Below are 15,743 nucleotides of genomic sequence, written 5' to 3'. Positions count from 1 at the left end.
CTCCTTGCTTTGGGACGTGCGGAGCACGGGGATGTTGTAGGGGCGGGTGTCTCACCCGCGGGTTCGGCGTTTTTCCTGCGGGTGGTGACACCCGGCGCTACAGCGGCTGGTGACAGCCGCATCATCATCCTGCGGCTGGCGACAGCCGCCGCTACACCCAATTTTTCCTGTCCGAACGGGGCATGTCATGTATGGTGGCACTTCGGACGACCCACAATGGAAGCCCCTGCCCTAACGACAGCTACGCCGGCCACGAAGCGGTTTTGCCTGATCCTGATCAAGCCGTCGCATTACGATGACGACGGCTATGTGATCCAGTGGCTCCGCTCGACGATCCCGTCGAACTCGCTCGCAGCGCTCTACGGGCTCGCCCGCGATTGCCGGGAACGGCGCGTCCTGGGCGACGACGTCGAGATCGAGATTCATCCGTTCGACGAGACGAATGCCCGGATTCGACCGATGGAACTCGCGGCGATGATCCGCGAAGCAGGCGACGGAATGGTGATGTTCGTCGGGGTGCAATCGAACCAGTTCCCGCACATGCTCGACCTCGCGAAACAATTCCGCGCCCTCGATATCCAGATCGCGGTGGGCGGATTCCATGTCTCGGGAACAATGAGCATGCTGGGCGGCAACGATGCGGATGTTCATCGCGCCAAGGCGATGGGGCTCTCCCTCTTCGCCGGCGAAGCGGAAGGGCGTCTCGAGATGGTCTTGCAGGACGCCTACAAGAGACAGCTCAAGCCGCTCTACAATTTCATGGCCGACCTGCCCGGCATCGATGGAATGCCGATCCCGCTTATCAGCTCGGTCCGCGCCCAGCGCACCGCCGGCCACGTGACCAGCTTCGACGCCGGCCGTGGTTGTCCGTTTCAATGCTCCTTCTGCACCATCATTAACGTCCAGGGCCGCAAGTCGCGCCGCCGGACGCCGGACGACATCGAGCGGATCGTGCGCGAGAACGTTGCCCAGGGTCTGCGCAGCTTCTTCATTACCGACGACAATTTCGCCCGGAACAAGGATTGGGAAGCGATCCTCGACCGGATCATTCACCTCCGCGAAGTGGAGAAGCTTAAGCTCGGGTTCCTCATCCAGGTCGACACGCTTTGCCACAAGCTCCCGAATTTCATCGAGAAATGCGCGCGCGCCGGGGTGCGGCGCGTTTTCATCGGCCTGGAGAACATCAATCCCGATAACCTCGCCGCCGCGCATAAACGCCAGAACAAGATCACAGAGTACCGCAAAATGCTTCTCGCCTGGAAGGAAGCGAAAATCATCACCTATTGCGGTTACATCACCGGCTTTCCCAGCGACACCGCCGAGTCCATCCGGCGCGACGTCGAGATCGTGAAGAAAGAATTGCCGCTCGATGTTCTCGAATTCTTTTTCCTCACGCCTCTCCCCGGCTCGGAAGATCATCAGAAACTCGTCAAGGCTGGCGTCCCGGTCGATCCCGACCTGAACAAATACGATCTCAACCACGTTTGTACCGCGCACTCGAAGATGTCGAAGGAGGAGTGGGAAAGCGCCTACATCACCGCCTGGAAAACCTACTACACGTTCGAGCATATCGAGACAGTTCTGCGCCGGATCACGGCCAAGAAAGGCCGCGCCAGTAACGCGATCGTTCTGATGATGTGGTTCATGAGCGCGATCCATCTCGAAGGTGTGCATCCCCTTGAGAGCGGCGTGTTTCGACTCAAATTCCGGCGAGACCGCCGGCCCGGTCTACCGCTTGAATCTCCGTTGATTTTTTATCCGCGCTACTGGACGGAATGCGTCGTCAAACTCTCGCGGCTCGCTTTCTTGTACGCCCGCATCCGACGGATTTACGAGCGAATCAAAAAAGATCCGAACCGCTTCAAGTACATGGACGTGGCGCTCACGCCGGTCACCGATCACGACGTCGAGGATCTGGAGATGTTCCATACGCCGTCCGCGCCCGCGTTCGTCGCCCAGGAGCAGCGCCGCGAAGCCACCAACGCCGCCGCCCGCGAGCACGCGCATTCGCACGCAGCGGCGTAAATCCGCCGCCCCTTCGGGGCTTGTTTCTTCCAACGATTCGTACCGGAGGTTCGCTTCGCTCACCTCCGGCTCTATGCCGGCGCCCGTTCCGGGCTGTCTCTCCAAGGATTTTGTCCCCCAACTCAGCCATGCCACGCGCACGAAACGGCTCGTCTCTCCCAAGGCTCCAAGCCCGCTTGCAATCCGGTCGATCTCTTCACGGCGTTTGCCGTATTGCAGGAGTGCCGTAGGCACGAAGGACTAAAGCCCGGAGTGAGCAAAGCGAACTCCGGGAACGCCCCGATAACGTTCCAAGCTCCGGTGGGGCGGCGGACGGCGCAACGCGCCATCCCTACCAAGGAGGGGCGCTTTCCTAACCGCCCTGGGTCCCCGGCGGTTCGTAAACCGCCGCTCCTTGTCGCGGAGCGACCGCCTACAGAAAAACCTTGCAACGCGCGCCACGCTGGAAAGCAATAGCGGCCATGCACTACCTCCACAGCCCGGCGGGGGCGATGTACCTGATCCAAGCTTTCATCTCGGCGTTCCTGGCCATTCTGTTTCTTCAATCGGGCATCGATAAGGTGGTGGATCGGCGAGGCAACCTGGAGTGGTTGAAGGGACATTTCGCGAAAAGCCCGCTTGCCGGGCTGGTGCCGCTGCTGGTCACGGTGATCACGATTCTCGAGCTGGCCGCCGGAACCTTTAGCGCGGTGGGATGCGTCATGATCCTGGCCCGGCATGATTCGAGGTTCGCCTCTCACGGAGCGGTCATCGCCGCCATTTCCATCGTGGCGCTCTTCTTCGGCCAGCGAATGGCCAAGGATTATGCGGGCGCGGCGACGCTGGTCCCCTATTTTCTCCTGACGCTGGCGGCGATCTATCTCCTGGCGTCGTAATGGGCGACGAATTCCCCAACGGCACTGGAGCCGGCCTGCCTTCAGGCCGCTGAGTGGACGCGTCGCAAATCCCCTACGGCACGAGGGCGTGCCGTCTCCAAGGGCGACCAGGCGTGCCGCCCATTCGCCAAAAGCTTGACTTATCCCGCCCGGCCGGATGAGATAGCCGCCCCTCAACAAAGGAGATTCATATGGCCAAAACAATGGCGATTCTATTCGGTGTCGTTTTTCTCGTCGTCGGAATTCTCGGGTTCGTTCCAGCGGTGACGAAAGACGATATGTTGCTCGGCATCTTCCACGTCAACGCGGCCCACAATTGCGTCCATTTGCTGTCGGGCGTGGTGGCGCTCATTTGCGGCATGGCGGGCGTCGGTGCGTCACGACTGTATTTTAAAATCTTCGGCCTGGTTTATGGCGCTGTGGCTGTGCTCGGATTCCTGAATCCGGGCGAGCACACCATGCTCCTCGGCCTGATCAGCAACAACACGGCCGACACTTGGTTGCACGTGGCCATCTCCGCGGTTTCGCTGATCGTCGGGTTTATGCCGGCGAGCAGCGAGCCGGCGTAGTTGTTAGCCGCGGCGCTGTGTCGCCGCGCGAGGGGAGCGCCCCGACACATCGGGGCGGCTACGCTACGGCGCGAACTTCTCCAGACGATCGATCGTCTGGACGATGTCCGCTTCTGTCGTTCGCGGATTGATCGTGCAGAGACGAAGCGCGATTTTCCCCTTCAGCGTCGTAGAGGTGAGAAAAGCGAAACCGTCCTGCAACATGCGCTCCACGAGCGCGGTCTGAACTTCGTCGTCCTTACCAAAGCGAAACGCGACGATCCCCATCTCGGCGGGCGAAAGGATTTCGCAGCCGCGGCGCCGGCGCAGCTCTTTTTCGGCGAATTCCGCCAGCTCGAACCCGCGCGTGATGGCATCGCGAAACGCCGCCAGGCCGAAAGTGTTGATCGATAACCAGACCTTCAGCGCGCGAAATCCGCGAGTAAGTTGAATTCCATAATCGGCCGGATTCGTTTCCGCAGTGTGGCGGTGGACGTCGCGCATGTATTCCGGCATCAACTGAAACGCGGCTTTCAAATGCGCGGCCTCTCGCACCAGGACGCACCCGCATTCGAATGGTTGAAACAGCCATTTGTGCGGATCGAGGGAAAGCGAATCGACTCGATCCAGCCCTCCGAGTTTTTCGCGCCCCCGCTCGCAGAGGACGGTCGCGGCTCCGTAGGCGCCATCGGCATGGAGCCAGAGATTCTCCTTCTGGCAAAGCTCCGCGAGATCGGAAAGCGGATCGACCGCGCCGGTATTGGTGGTCCCCGCGTTGGCAACGACGCAAAAGGGGCGCCGCCCGGCGTTTCTGTCCGACCGAATCGCCTCCCGCAATGATTCGGGCGGGAGCTGAAACCGATCGTTTGAAGGAATCTTGCGGATTTGTTCCGGCGCAAAACCGATTACCCGGAGGGCCCGCTCGACGGAATAATGCGTCTGATCGGAGAAATAGATGGTCGCGCCCTGGATCTGATCGCCCAGTTTGTGGCGGCGCGCGGTGTGGAGGGCGGTGAGATTCGCCACTGAGCCACCACTGGTAAAGAGGCCGCCCGCGCTGTCCGGAAAACCGCAAAAGCGCTTGAACCAGCCGATCACGACCATTTCAATCGCCGCCGCCGCCGATCCCCCCAGCCAGGTGCCATTGAAAACGTTGAAGCCCGAAGCGAGCGCGTCCGCCATGGTTCCGACAAAGTTTCCGGGACCGGGAACGAACGCGAAAAAGCGCGGATGATCCACGTGCAGGTTGTTCGGGAAAACGTCTTTCTCTAATCGGGTCAGCAACTCGTCAGGCTCAGTCGGGGTCTCGGGGGGCGGCCCGGCGAAGGACGCGAGGAGATCGTCCGGCGTTCCTTTCGCGCCCACCGGCTCATTGCGCCCCTCCGCAAAATGCCGCACCAGAATATCGACGACGCGATAGCCAAGCTGCCGCATTTCGTCAGCCGAAAGCTCGAGGCGCGACGGATCGTTGTTCTCGCTCACGTCCGAATTGTAGGGCGTTTCTGGGAAACGCCAACGCGCGTACGAAGCCCTTCTTCTGTAGCCGTCGCCGTGTGGGCGACGTGAGGGTTGCAGCGTGCGTTGTCGCAGCGCATGAAGTCAGCTGTTGGCAGCGGACGTCACGGCGCTTCGCACAGCGAAGCGGCTACAGAAAACTGCGACGGACTTTCGCGGCTCCGCTACGGACTCAGATCGATCTCTTCGTCGGTGCCGGTGATCTTGACCGACATCTTCGAGTAGGTCCATGTCCCGCCGGACCTGGTTCCCACGACGTAAATCGTCCCCTTTCCTTTCGGGCCGGTGACCGGAATGCTCAGATCGGCATCGCCGGAATCGTTATTCGTATTGACCGAGCCCATCGGGAAACCTTCCTCGATCGGGGTGCCGAGAGCGGTCACGACTTTTTCGTTCGACTTGGCCCGGGCGAGGGCGGTCTGGTACGGCTCCGAAGATTTGAGGATCTTCCCAACTCCCGAGATGATGCCAAAGATGCCGGCGCCGAATACGACTATCGCGAGCAGGATAGCAAGGATGGAGCCGAGGCAGCAGCCGGTGGGGACAAACCATTTCCAATTCCGGTTCCACCAGCTGGGAGCGGGTTGAGGTGAGGGTTGCGGTGCCGGCGTAAACGGCTGCGGCGGGGGCGATGGCGGCGGAGGCGTTGAGTCCATGGCGTTTTCTTGTCCAGCCGCCGGGCCGAGTCGAGCACTTTCTCGCTCAAACCGCGCTTTGGGATTGTGCCCCCGCACGCGACTCGTTACGGTCGGCGTCCTATGACTTCCAAACCGTTTCTTGCCATTTTGTCCGTTCTTCTCCTCGCCGTCGCCCCCTTGAAGGCGGCCGACGATACGGCCCTGCTCAACACTCTTGGCTATACGACCGGCCAGTCGGTCCTGCTCACTCACATGGCTGTCGGCACCCTTGCGGACGCCTACGTGGGCAAGGCTTACAAATCCGATCAGGCCAACACTTTTGTCACCACCTACATCAACATTACAAAAGGGATGAAAGACCAAATGAAAAAACTGGTCGATGCCGACACCCTGACGAAGAACGACGCCCAGTTCGTCCAAAACACCATCAACGTTCTCGATCTCGTGCTCCGGGAGTCGAACGACCTGAAGGATTTCATCGCCAGCGGGAAGCAGACCGACGCGCAGGCGTATGATAGCTCCCGCAAAAAAGCGCTGAAGGAAATCAAGACGCTCCTCAGCATGGAGTAACCGAAGCGGCTCAGGGCGCGCCCGCAGGCGCCTTTGAAATTACCGGACGAGCATGCCGCCGGCCAGGCGGCGATCTCAGCGCCCGCCCTTGCGAGTTGGCAACCGCCTCCGAGCTGTCTTAGTTGCTTGTGCATGCGATTGAGCGCCCTGGTCCTGTTCGTCCTATCTGCGCCCGCGATGATCGCCGCTCCTGATCCGTTGAGACAATCGCGCCAATGCCTGGTGGTGGTCGCCGCTAACTGGAACTCGACCGACGGCGTCTTGCGCGCGTTCGAACGGGCAAACAAGAATGCGCCCTGGGAGGTTCACGGCCGTGCAGTTCCGGTTATGCTGGGGAAAAAAGGTCTGGCCTGGGGACGCGGCCTGGTGAAAGCGCCGGACACGCCGGGCCCGGTAAAGATTGAAGGCGACAACAGAGTCCCGGCCGGAATTTTCAAGTTGGGCGAAGCTTTTGGCTACGCGCCCGCGTCCTCAGCTCGGTGGGTGAAGCTGCCTTATTTGCCGCTGACCAAACAAATCGAAGCGATCGACGATCCGGGGTCGCGTTATTACAACCGGCTCGTCGATCGCTCAAAGGTCGCGCGGGTGGATTGGCACTCTTCGGAACAGATGCGGCGCGATGACGTCCGCTATAAATGGGGCGTGGTTGTCGAACACAATACGCCGCCGAGGCCGGGTGCAGGTTCGTGCATTTTTTTGCACATCTGGAAAAGTTCGGCCACGACGACCGTTGGATGCACGGCCATGCCGGAGCGAGACTTGGTAGGATTGCTCCGCTGGCTCGATCCGGCCGCGCAGCCGGTTCTGATTCAGATGCCAACGCAACCTTACGAAGTGCTTCGCTCTGGGCTCAAACTCCCGAACCTTCATTAGCTCGTTGTGCTCTGACAGCCATTGCAACCTTGACGGCTTAAAGCCGTCAAGTTCATGGCGGCCCACCCGCGCGGATACAACCCGATTTGCTCCCCATTCCATGTCCGCTCCCGGTGGTGGCACCCGGGACACGCTTTCGTCGGTATTTCGCAGGGAGCGCGCCCTCGCAATCTTGACGGCTTAAAGCCGTCAAGATTATCGCGGGCAAGAATGGGTTGGGATCTTGAATTGAATTTTGTTCGCGTTGCATCGGTCTCCGAGGGCTTTGCTTCATCGCGAAGTTTGCTAACTTGGAGACCCAATGAGCAGCGAAATGTATGACGTGGCGATTATCGGTGGCGGCCCAGCCGGCAGCACCGCCGCCGCCCTCCTCGCGCGCGCCGGGCGCCGGGTCCTGGTTCTGGAGCGCGACAAGTTTCCGCGGTTTCACATTGGCGAATCGCTCCTCCCCTTCAGCATGCAGGCATTCACCCGGCTCGGATTACACGAGAAGTTCGTTAAAGCCGGGTTCATGGAAAAATTCGGTGGCGAAATGTATGGAGCCTGCGGCAACGAAGGCGTGAAATTCTATTTCGAGGACGGATTCCGCTCCCAGACCGATCGTTCCTACCAAGTCACGCGCGCCGATTTCGACAAGGTCCTCCTGGATCACGCCGCCGAAAGCGGGGCGGAGGTGCGCGAAGAGACCAGCGTAGAGAGCATCGAGTTCTCCGAGGACGCGGCGACGCTCATGATTTCCGCAAAAGGAAATGGCGCGCCGGAACAGATTCGGGCCCGGTACGTGATCGACGCGGGCGGCCGTAACTCGATCCTAAGCGCGAAATTCAAGCTGAAGAAAAATTACGAGCATCTCCAAAAGGTTTCCGTCTTTGCCCATTACGACGGGATGATTCGGGCCGAGGGCCGGGACGGCACGCTGACGCGGATGGTGCGCGCGATCGATCGCTGGTTTTGGGTGATTCCGTTGACGGCCACGCGGACAAGTGTCGGAGTCGTGCTCGACGGCGAGGTTTACAAGAAATCGAAATTGAGCGCGGAAGATTTTCTCGAGCAGGCGATCCGGGAGCAGCCGCTCCTCATGGAGGCGATGCGTTATGCCGAGCGGGTGACGCCGGTCCGGACGGCCGCCGATTTTTCCTATCGCAGCACGCGGCTCTACGGCGATCGTTGGATGCTTGCGGGCGACGCTGCGGGGTTCATCGATCCGGTTTTCAGCAGCGGCGTTTTCCTCGCCGTGCTCGGCGGCGAACAGGCGGCCGACGCGTTACACGAAGTGCTCGATCGCCCCGCCAAACGGAAAAAGCTCTTCACGCGTTACGAGCGCAACATTAACAAAGCGATGGATGTTTACCTCCGCTTTGTGGACGCCTGGTATTCGAAGGAGTTCATCGAGGTATTCCTCCATCCGCAGGATTTGCTTCAAATTCCACCGGCCGTGAATGCCGTATTGGGCGGCAACATTGGCGACAGCTTCGCCATCAAATGGCGCATGTGGATCTTCTACGCGATCGTCCGGCTCCAAAAATACATTCCGCTTTGCCCGCGGCGAACGCTGGTGCCGAAGCAAGAGCCGGCGCCATCCCGAGCCGAAGCGCTGGAGACCGTATCGTAAGCTTTTCCGACTAGGGCGCCGGGACAGCGCTTCCCACATGGTAGGCTTCCACAAGCGCGACGCCTGTCGTGTTGTCCCTGCCTCGAACAATCGCGGTATAAGCCCCCGGCGGTAAATCCCGGAGGATGGCCGCCTCATGATCATCACTCGGTTGAAGCCCCGTCTGACTAATCGCCGTCTCCTGGGTATCCCTCCAATCGTCATTGGTCCCGATGATGGTGCCATTGCTACTGTGAAGCTCGAGCGTGGGGTCGGAGAGGGCGTTCGGCACGCCGAAAGCGGTCAGCGATGGACCGATGGCCCGGACTAAGACTCGGATGCCCGCACTACCGTTGCCTACGATGAAACCCCCAATCATCACATTGTTCCCGGTGTCTACGAAGCCGCGGGTGCTGATGTTCGCCAGCCGGGTATCGGTCGCTCCGTCCAAATCGTACGCCTCGACGAGGCCGATTCCCGTTCCATTGTTGGTGCCGCGCACGATTGCGGTATAGCTGCCCGGCGACAAGTTCGTCACGATGGCCGATTCTAAATCGTGAGAGGGCGCAAGGCCGGTGGCTGTAATCTCAGCCTCCTGGGTGTCCCTCCAATTGTTATTAATGATCGTGGCGAATGAGCCTGGACCGTGCAGCTCCAGGATGGGGTCAGCCAGGGCACCAGCAACGCCAAAATTAGTCAGCGACGGGCCAATCGCACGAATGATCACGCGCTTCGGTGAGCTGCCCGTAACGATAAAGCCGCCAATTAGGGCGTTGTCATCGGTGAGCACACGCAATCGTGTAGAGACGTTGAGCAGGCGGGTTGTGACCGGTGTGGCGGTGGCCGTCGGACCAGGAGTCGGTGTAGGCGTCACCGTCGGCCCTGGAGTTGGTGTCGGCGTCGAACTCGCCGTGGGTGCGGGCGTCGGCGTTGGGGTGCCCGTTGGCCCAGGTGTGGGGGTAGGCAACAAGGTCTGCACCTCGAATGAACCGATATCAATGCGGCCGCTAATGTTGCGCGGAAAACCAGGCCCGCGCTGGTCGGTATCAGGCGGCGGGGCATAGTTTGGGTCGCCCGTGTTGATGGCGGGGCTGCCCATCAGCAATTCATGCGTGGAGGTTGGGCCGCCGTTGTTCTGGAGCGGGCCAAGCATTGGATTGGTATTGATTTGGTCACCCGCTGCCGTCAAAAAGCTCCCGCCGTTATCGCTGCTAAGATTGTAGCCGCGTGAGGTGACCGTGCCGCCTTGATTCGTGATGTTGGTACCCAACCCCGCATTAAAGATGGTATTCCCGATGCGAAGCGGACCGCCGTTTAAAATGCCGCCCGCAAAACTACTCGCCGAGTTGCCACTAAACGTGCAATTGGCGATGTCCAGCAACTGGCCCACGAACGCGCTGTTGTAGATGCCGCCGCCTGTGCCGTTAATCCAGGTTGTTTTGTTGCCACTTAGAGTGCTGTTAGTGATCTTGACCTGCGCACGATTGTTTTTGATTCCGCCGCCATATTGAAAAGCCGAATTGTCGCTGATTGTACTATTAGCGATCTCCAAAATCCCGCCGCCCGAGCTTGAGGAACCATGGTTCGACAGCCCACCTCCTTCTTGGCCGGACGAATTGCTACTAACGGTGCAGTTAGTCACAATTGCCGTAACGTCGCTCGAGAAATCCCCGTCGTTATCGATTCCGCCGCCATAGATATCCGCCGAATTATCTGTCACTGTGCTATCAGTTATCGTGAGCGCTGCACTACCTGAATCCTGGCCGTCATTGCAGATGCCGCCTCCGAAGCCATGAGCGAAATTTCCGCTTATTGTGCTGCCAGTTATTGTTGCAACGGCATGACCCGAAGCATTTTCCCCGAGATTATAGATGCCGCCGCCAAGGCCCTGCTCCACTGAGTTGTCGCTGATCGTGCTATCGGTGATCGTCAGCATTGCGGCGCCGGCGGTGGCACCATCGTTGCAAATGCCGCCCCCTCCGTAGCCTGGGGCGGAATTGCCACTGATGTTGCAGTTGGCAACAGTCAGAGTGGAGCCTTGGTTATAGATCCCGCCGCCCGCGCCAAAACCGCTATTTTGAGCGATCCCGTTGTTTATCGCCATTCCTTGGATTGTCACTATGTGGCCAGGGGCGATCTCAAAGATGCGGAAATTGGGGATGCCACCTGCAGAACTGCGCTTCACGGTTAACTGGCTCGGCCCGGGACCGCTGATCGTGATATTGTGGTTGATGAGAAGTTCGGCGCTGGTGAGCGTGATCGTCTGCCCGTTGAGCGCGGCAGCGAATTGGATTGTGTCCCCATCGCTGGCTCCAGTAATGGTGTCGCGCAACGAGCCTGCTCCACTATCTGCCATCGTGGTAACCACAAGAGTGACCGCGCGGACCGTAGAGATGTTGAGGCCGCAGACGACCAGAAAGAACAGCAGGAAACGGAATTTCTTCATGATGAGCGCAGGAAGCGGGGGGGCGCATATCCTCCATTAATTTCCTTCACGCAAGTAAAAACTGTGACCTCCATCTGCTTTCAAATAATGGAATGAAAGCTTTATTGAATCGATGGCTCGGAGCGTGAAGAAACCTCAACGGCATATGAACTACCGCGTACTCTTCAAAAATTCCGCGATCGTTTGCGCCGTCGTTTTGATGGCCGCCGCCTTTTCAGGCTGCAGCGCGATCCATGATTTCATCAGCCCGGCGCCGGACTGGCAGGCGCGCAATGGACAGCTTTTGTATCACGGGAAACGAACAACGTTGATCGGCGAAGTGCTGGTTCGTTTCTCGAAGGCGGGCGATTTCGAGCTCACCTTCACCAAAGGCCCCGGCGTGGCCCTTTTGGAGATCCGGCAGGACGCGACCAACTTCAACGTCAAGGGACCGCTTGCCGGAGTGAAGTGGTCCGGCAGCACCGCCAACGCGCCGGCGCACCTGCGCGGCTGGCTGGGGTTGCGTGAGAAATTGATGGCGCTCGGCGATAAGACGTCGCTCACCCACTCGTCCGGCGGCGAGACTTTCACGTTCCGGTTTTGACCTGCGCGGCTTGAAACGCGAGCATCGCTTTCGGTCCGACGCATCTCCATGGCTTTCCATTCCAAAATCGCCCGACTCCTCATCCAGCGCCGCGGCCTGGTCTGGATCGCTGTCGCCCTGATCAGCGCCGCGTCCGTTGCTGTGCTGGTCACGCGGATGAGGCTCGATACGGAAGTGCTCAACCTGCTTCCCGGCGGATTCGAGTCCGTCGAAGGCCTCAAGGTTTACAACCGCGATTTTGCCCAGGTGCGCGACCTGACCTTCGCGCTCGTCTGCGAGCCTAACGACATCGATAAGCTGGAGGAATTCGCGCCGACGTTCGCCCAGCGCCTGCGCGAACAGCCGTGGTGCAAGCGCGTCCTCAGCGGCGTGCCGATCGAAACGCCGGAGGGTGTGCGCGACCTGCAATCGATCGCGGTCCCGCTTCTCCTGAATCTGGACCCGAAAGCGTTCGACGAAACCATCGCCCTGCTTCAGCCGCCAAAAATCCAGGAGCGGTTGCACCGGTTGCGCGAGGAAATGGAAGCAGGTTCGCCCAAGCCGCAAATCGAGCTGAGCCTCGACGCGCTCGGCGTGATCGCGCCGGCCCTAAAACCGTTCGCGGGCAATTCTTCGATGGCGGAGGACCAGCCGCTCACGTCGCCCGACCGGACGATGCGCGTTTTTCTCACGGTGACGAACCAGCCGGGAATCGGCGCGTTCGATTGCCAAAAGCTGATGGGCGAAGTGAAAGCATTCCAGGCTACCGCGAAAGAAGGCTGGGAAGGCGGTCCGCTTCAGGTTTTGGTCACGGGGCGCTCTGCGTATGTCGCCGAGATTTCGCTCAGCATGCGGCACGATATCGTCGAGACGGTGCTTCTTTCGATCGGCCTGGTGGGCGGCGTTTTCTTCATCGGGTTTAGACGGCTGTTGCCGCTGATCGGCATGGGGATTTCGCTTTTGCTCTGCTGCCTCGTCGCGCTCGCCACCGGTCTCCTGATCTTCCGGGAGCTGAACATGGTGACGGTCGGTTTCTGCGCGATCCTGATCGGGCTCGGGGTCGATTTCGCGATCCTGGTTTTCGGACGTTACCAACAGGCCCGCGACGACGGCGAAGAACATCCCGCGGCCGTCGGCGAAGCGATCCGCGGATTAGGGAAAGCGGTCTTTTTCGGGGCGCTCACCACGGCCGTCGGCTTTATGGCGCTGACGCTCGCGGGCTCGCGCGGCTTTACTCAACTCGGCGTTCTCATCGCGCTCGGCATTTCGTTCGCCGGCATTTTCATGATGACGGTCTTCTTCCTGTTCCTGCCGCGGAAGAGTCCGGCGCCCGGCCACGACTGGATGTTCACCCTGGTGAAACGCTACGTCCGCTGGGCCGTGCTCCACCCGGGCAAAATGCTCTGGATTTCCGTTCCCCTTCTCCTTCTCCTGACGGCGATCGCGCTGTCGCCGAAGCCGCCGGTCATTTTCGACGTCAGCACGCATTCGATGGAACCGAAGCGGAGCGACGCCGGTTACGCGCTCAAGACGATCATGGAAAAAATGCCGACCCGGTGGGAGCCGGTCATCGGGATGGTCAAGGCCGAGAACGCGCAGCAGCTCCACGATTACTGGCAGAAAGTCGAACCGCGCTGGGCCGCCCTCCAGGCAGCGGGCAAGATCAAAGGGTATTCCACGCCGGCCGCCCTCTCGCTCGCGCCACAGCGGCTCGAGGCGAATCGGCAGAAATTAGCGGCGCTGAATTTCCCGGCCACGCGGGAGGCGGTGGAGAGTTCGGCCGCTGCCGAGGGCTTCAGCCGGGAGACTTTCGAATCTGGTTTCAAACTCCTCGATGAGCTCAAAACCGCTTCCGACCCGACGACCAAGTTGCCGGATTGGCGAGAAGTGCTGCCGCAAACCTCCGGCTGGTGGTTCCTGATCGACCGCTATTTCGCCCACGATCCGCTCCTCACCACCGGATTCGTGACCACGACTGAGCCGGTCGCGACCCAGGAACAAAAGGAAATGCTGCGGCGCGAGCTGCCCGTCGAAGGCGTGCCGATGGTCCTGTCCGGCTGGAGTTTCACCCTCACTGACCTGGTGCCGTGGTCGCATCGGCAATTGATCCTGATCAGCGGATTAATGGCGCTCTTCGATGCGACGCTCCTGGCGCTCCTCTACCGCGACTGGCGGCTCTGGCTTATCCAGGCCGCCACGCTGGTCATGGCGGTCTGCGCCATGATCGCGTCCATGAAGTTGCTCCAAATCCCGTTGAACCTCCTGAACGTGCTCGCATTCCGGCTCGTACTCGCGATCGGCGTCGACTACGGGATCTACGTCCTCCTGGTATGGCAAAAGGCGCGGCAGCTCGATCACGATGTCGCGGGCGTGGTGAAACCGGTGATTCTGGCCGGGCTCACCGCGATTTGTGGCTTCGGTTCGCTAGGCGCGGCGAATAACCCTACCCTGGCCGGGCTCGGTTACGCCTGCGCTCTGGGCTTGTTTTGGAGCCTGGTCGCGACGATCTTTTTTACTTTACCGGCGGCGGCTGCGGCTGAACCCAAGTCGTGGCGCGAAGAATCTTTGCAGCCCCGCGTCAAACAACCCGAGCATGGCTAAAAAATCTCTCTTCCTCTTACTCTTGCTCTTACTCTCCTCTCCCCTGCTCCGAGCCGAGTCGCTCCCCCCTGCCGATCTCAAAGCGCTCCTTGGGCGGATCCGCGAGAAACGCGCTGCCGCGCCCCAGCTCCAGGCGGATTTCCAGGAAGAAAAGAACGTCAAGATGTTGAGCAAACCGATCGCCAGCTCGGGCAAGATCTGGTTCCAAAGCCCGAACAAGTTCAAGCGCGAAGCCAAGGGCAATTCGCCCAGCGTCACCGTAAGCGACGGCCAGCAGCTGTGGATTTACTACCCGAAATTCCATTCTGCCGAGCATTACACCCTGGCCAAACACTCCCCGCTCGAAGCCGGCATCAACGCCATCACGGCGAGTCTGAACCTCGAGAACGTGGAGGCCACCTACCACATCTCCGGAACGAAAGAGACGGATGGCTACTCGCTTCAGCTCCTCCCGCGGAACCCGTCGATGAAACGCTTTCTCCAGACGTTCACGATCCGGATTAACAACGATCTCCAGGTCGTGCGCACCGAGATGGTCCAGCCAAACGGCGACCGAATCGTGACGACCTATTCGAACGAAAGCCGGGCAGCGATTCCCGCCTCTACTTTCGAGTTCACTCCTCCTGCCGGCACCGAAGTAACGACGCCGCTCGGCAAATAGTCCTTCGTAATCGTGCTCGTGCTCGTCCTCGTGCTCGAAGATCGGTTGTAGGGCGGGCGCACCGCCTGCCCCGTTCGTTCGGCAACCGGAGCGGTTGCCCTACAATTCTAGAGCCCAGCATCGCGAATGCCCGAAGATCGAGGACGAGTGCGAGAACGAGAACGAGGAGGAAATAATTCTCGACCAATATTGGGCCTGCGCGCTACAAGGGACGCTCCATGCGGCGGTGTCCCCCCATTGCCTTGGCGATTCTACTTTTCGCCGTGCTCACGGCTCACGCCGATCCCTCCGCGACGCAAATCGTCTCGCGGATCAAGCGAACTCCGGTCGAGTCATCAGTGCTGGCCACGGTCGGTTACAGCAAACGGCTGCGCGCCCTTGAGATCGAATTTCGGAATGGCGCGATCTACCGCTATTTGGGCGTCGACCCGGTTGTTTACGACGCTCTTCTGAAAGCGCCTTCAAAAACGGGCTTTTACGACCAGAACATCCGCCACAAATACCGCTCGCTCCATGTCCGGCGGCGTTCGGAGTGAAAGCTCCTGCGAAAAAGAACCGCCGCCAGATTTTCGTCCTGACGCCGGAAGAGAAGCGAACCCTCACCTTTGTCCTCGCCGCTTTCGTCCTGGGCCTCGGTACGAAATATTACCGCCAGAAACAGGCTGTCCCCCCGGCAAAGAATGCGATCGTCGAGGTCGCCAACCGTGCGGAATTGCCGGAAAAAAAACGAGCGGAAGCCAGGCGCCGAAAGACCGCAAAGTAATTTTCGGAAAGACAACCCGGCCGTTTCGGCGTTATAAGGAGCTCTGGCGTTTGCGAGCGCCGGCAGCAATTAACT

At 60.0% G+C, this 15,743-nt stretch carries 14 protein-coding genes; 11 read left to right on the top strand and 3 right to left on the bottom strand.

The window, feature by feature from the left end; genetic code table 11:
- Window positions 1-216 precede the first annotated feature (216 nt).
- The 3 genes from VJU77_09865 to VJU77_09855 all read left to right on the top strand — a co-directional run bounded on the left by VJU77_09865 (window position 217) and on the right by VJU77_09855 (window position 3,469).
- Entirely contained in the window at window positions 217-2,025 is a 1,809-nt protein-coding gene (locus tag VJU77_09865) for a radical SAM protein (protein HKP03651.1), read from the top strand.
- Window positions 2,026-2,486: 461 nt separating this feature from the next.
- Window positions 2,487-2,900: a hypothetical protein gene (locus tag VJU77_09860; protein ID HKP03650.1), complete on the top strand. Its 414-nt coding sequence runs from the start codon at window positions 2,487-2,489 to the stop codon at window positions 2,898-2,900.
- Between the two features lie 191 nt (window positions 2,901-3,091).
- On the top strand, window positions 3,092-3,469 hold the full coding sequence (locus VJU77_09855) for a DUF4383 domain-containing protein (protein HKP03649.1): 378 nt from the start codon (window positions 3,092-3,094) through the stop codon (window positions 3,467-3,469).
- 63 nt (window positions 3,470-3,532) lie between these two features.
- Here VJU77_09855 and VJU77_09850 read toward each other — a convergent pair whose 3' ends face one another.
- The gene (locus VJU77_09850; GenBank protein HKP03648.1) at window positions 3,533-4,930 is read right to left on the bottom strand and encodes an aminotransferase class I/II-fold pyridoxal phosphate-dependent enzyme; all 1,398 of its coding nucleotides are present in this window, start codon (window positions 4,928-4,930) and stop codon (window positions 3,533-3,535) included.
- A 197-nt stretch (window positions 4,931-5,127) separates the two neighbouring features.
- Entirely contained in the window at window positions 5,128-5,619 is a 492-nt protein-coding gene (locus VJU77_09845) for a cytochrome c oxidase assembly factor Coa1 family protein (GenBank protein ID HKP03647.1), read from the bottom strand.
- Window positions 5,620-5,721: 102 nt separating this feature from the next.
- Between VJU77_09845 and VJU77_09840 the strand changes: the two genes are divergently transcribed.
- The 3 genes from VJU77_09840 to VJU77_09830 all read left to right on the top strand — a co-directional run bounded on the left by VJU77_09840 (window position 5,722) and on the right by VJU77_09830 (window position 8,656).
- Window positions 5,722-6,171 (top strand): hypothetical protein, encoded by a 450-nt coding sequence (locus VJU77_09840; GenBank protein ID HKP03646.1) that lies wholly within the window; start codon window positions 5,722-5,724, stop codon window positions 6,169-6,171.
- A gap of 132 nt (window positions 6,172-6,303) precedes the next feature.
- Entirely contained in the window at window positions 6,304-7,044 is a 741-nt protein-coding gene (locus VJU77_09835) for a hypothetical protein (protein HKP03645.1), read from the top strand.
- Between the two features lie 301 nt (window positions 7,045-7,345).
- Window positions 7,346-8,656: an NAD(P)/FAD-dependent oxidoreductase gene (locus VJU77_09830; protein HKP03644.1), complete on the top strand. Its 1,311-nt coding sequence runs from the start codon at window positions 7,346-7,348 to the stop codon at window positions 8,654-8,656.
- A 10-nt stretch (window positions 8,657-8,666) separates the two neighbouring features.
- Here the strand turns inward: VJU77_09830 and VJU77_09825 are convergent, their stop codons facing one another.
- Window positions 8,667-11,081: a choice-of-anchor Q domain-containing protein gene (locus tag VJU77_09825; protein HKP03643.1), complete on the bottom strand. Its 2,415-nt coding sequence runs from the start codon at window positions 11,079-11,081 to the stop codon at window positions 8,667-8,669.
- Between the two features lie 145 nt (window positions 11,082-11,226).
- On the opposite strand from VJU77_09825, the gene VJU77_09820 reads away from it, so the two are divergent.
- From VJU77_09820 to VJU77_09800, 5 genes are all read left to right on the top strand, one after another.
- A complete protein-coding gene (locus tag VJU77_09820; protein ID HKP03642.1) occupies window positions 11,227-11,664 on the top strand; it encodes a hypothetical protein in 438 nt (145 codons plus the stop codon).
- Window positions 11,665-11,712: 48 nt separating this feature from the next.
- On the top strand, window positions 11,713-14,244 hold the full coding sequence (locus tag VJU77_09815; protein ID HKP03641.1) for an MMPL family transporter: 2,532 nt from the start codon (window positions 11,713-11,715) through the stop codon (window positions 14,242-14,244).
- The gene (locus VJU77_09810) at window positions 14,237-14,905 is read left to right on the top strand and encodes an outer membrane lipoprotein carrier protein LolA (GenBank protein ID HKP03640.1); all 669 of its coding nucleotides are present in this window, start codon (window positions 14,237-14,239) and stop codon (window positions 14,903-14,905) included. Before VJU77_09815 ends, VJU77_09810 begins: the two co-directional genes overlap by 8 nt.
- A gap of 263 nt (window positions 14,906-15,168) precedes the next feature.
- On the top strand, window positions 15,169-15,441 hold the full coding sequence (locus VJU77_09805; protein HKP03639.1) for a KTSC domain-containing protein: 273 nt from the start codon (window positions 15,169-15,171) through the stop codon (window positions 15,439-15,441).
- Window positions 15,438-15,668, top strand: coding sequence for a hypothetical protein (locus VJU77_09800; protein HKP03638.1), 231 nt, complete (start codon window positions 15,438-15,440; stop codon window positions 15,666-15,668). Before VJU77_09805 ends, VJU77_09800 begins: the two co-directional genes overlap by 4 nt.
- Window positions 15,669-15,743 lie beyond the last annotated feature (75 nt).

The sequence above is a fragment of the Chthoniobacterales bacterium genome, from assembly GCA_035274845.1.
GTDB lineage: Bacteria > Verrucomicrobiota > Verrucomicrobiia > Chthoniobacterales > UBA10450 > AV80.
Note: the sequence above shows the minus strand (reverse complement) of the source record. Positions and strands in the feature narration are given on the sequence as shown.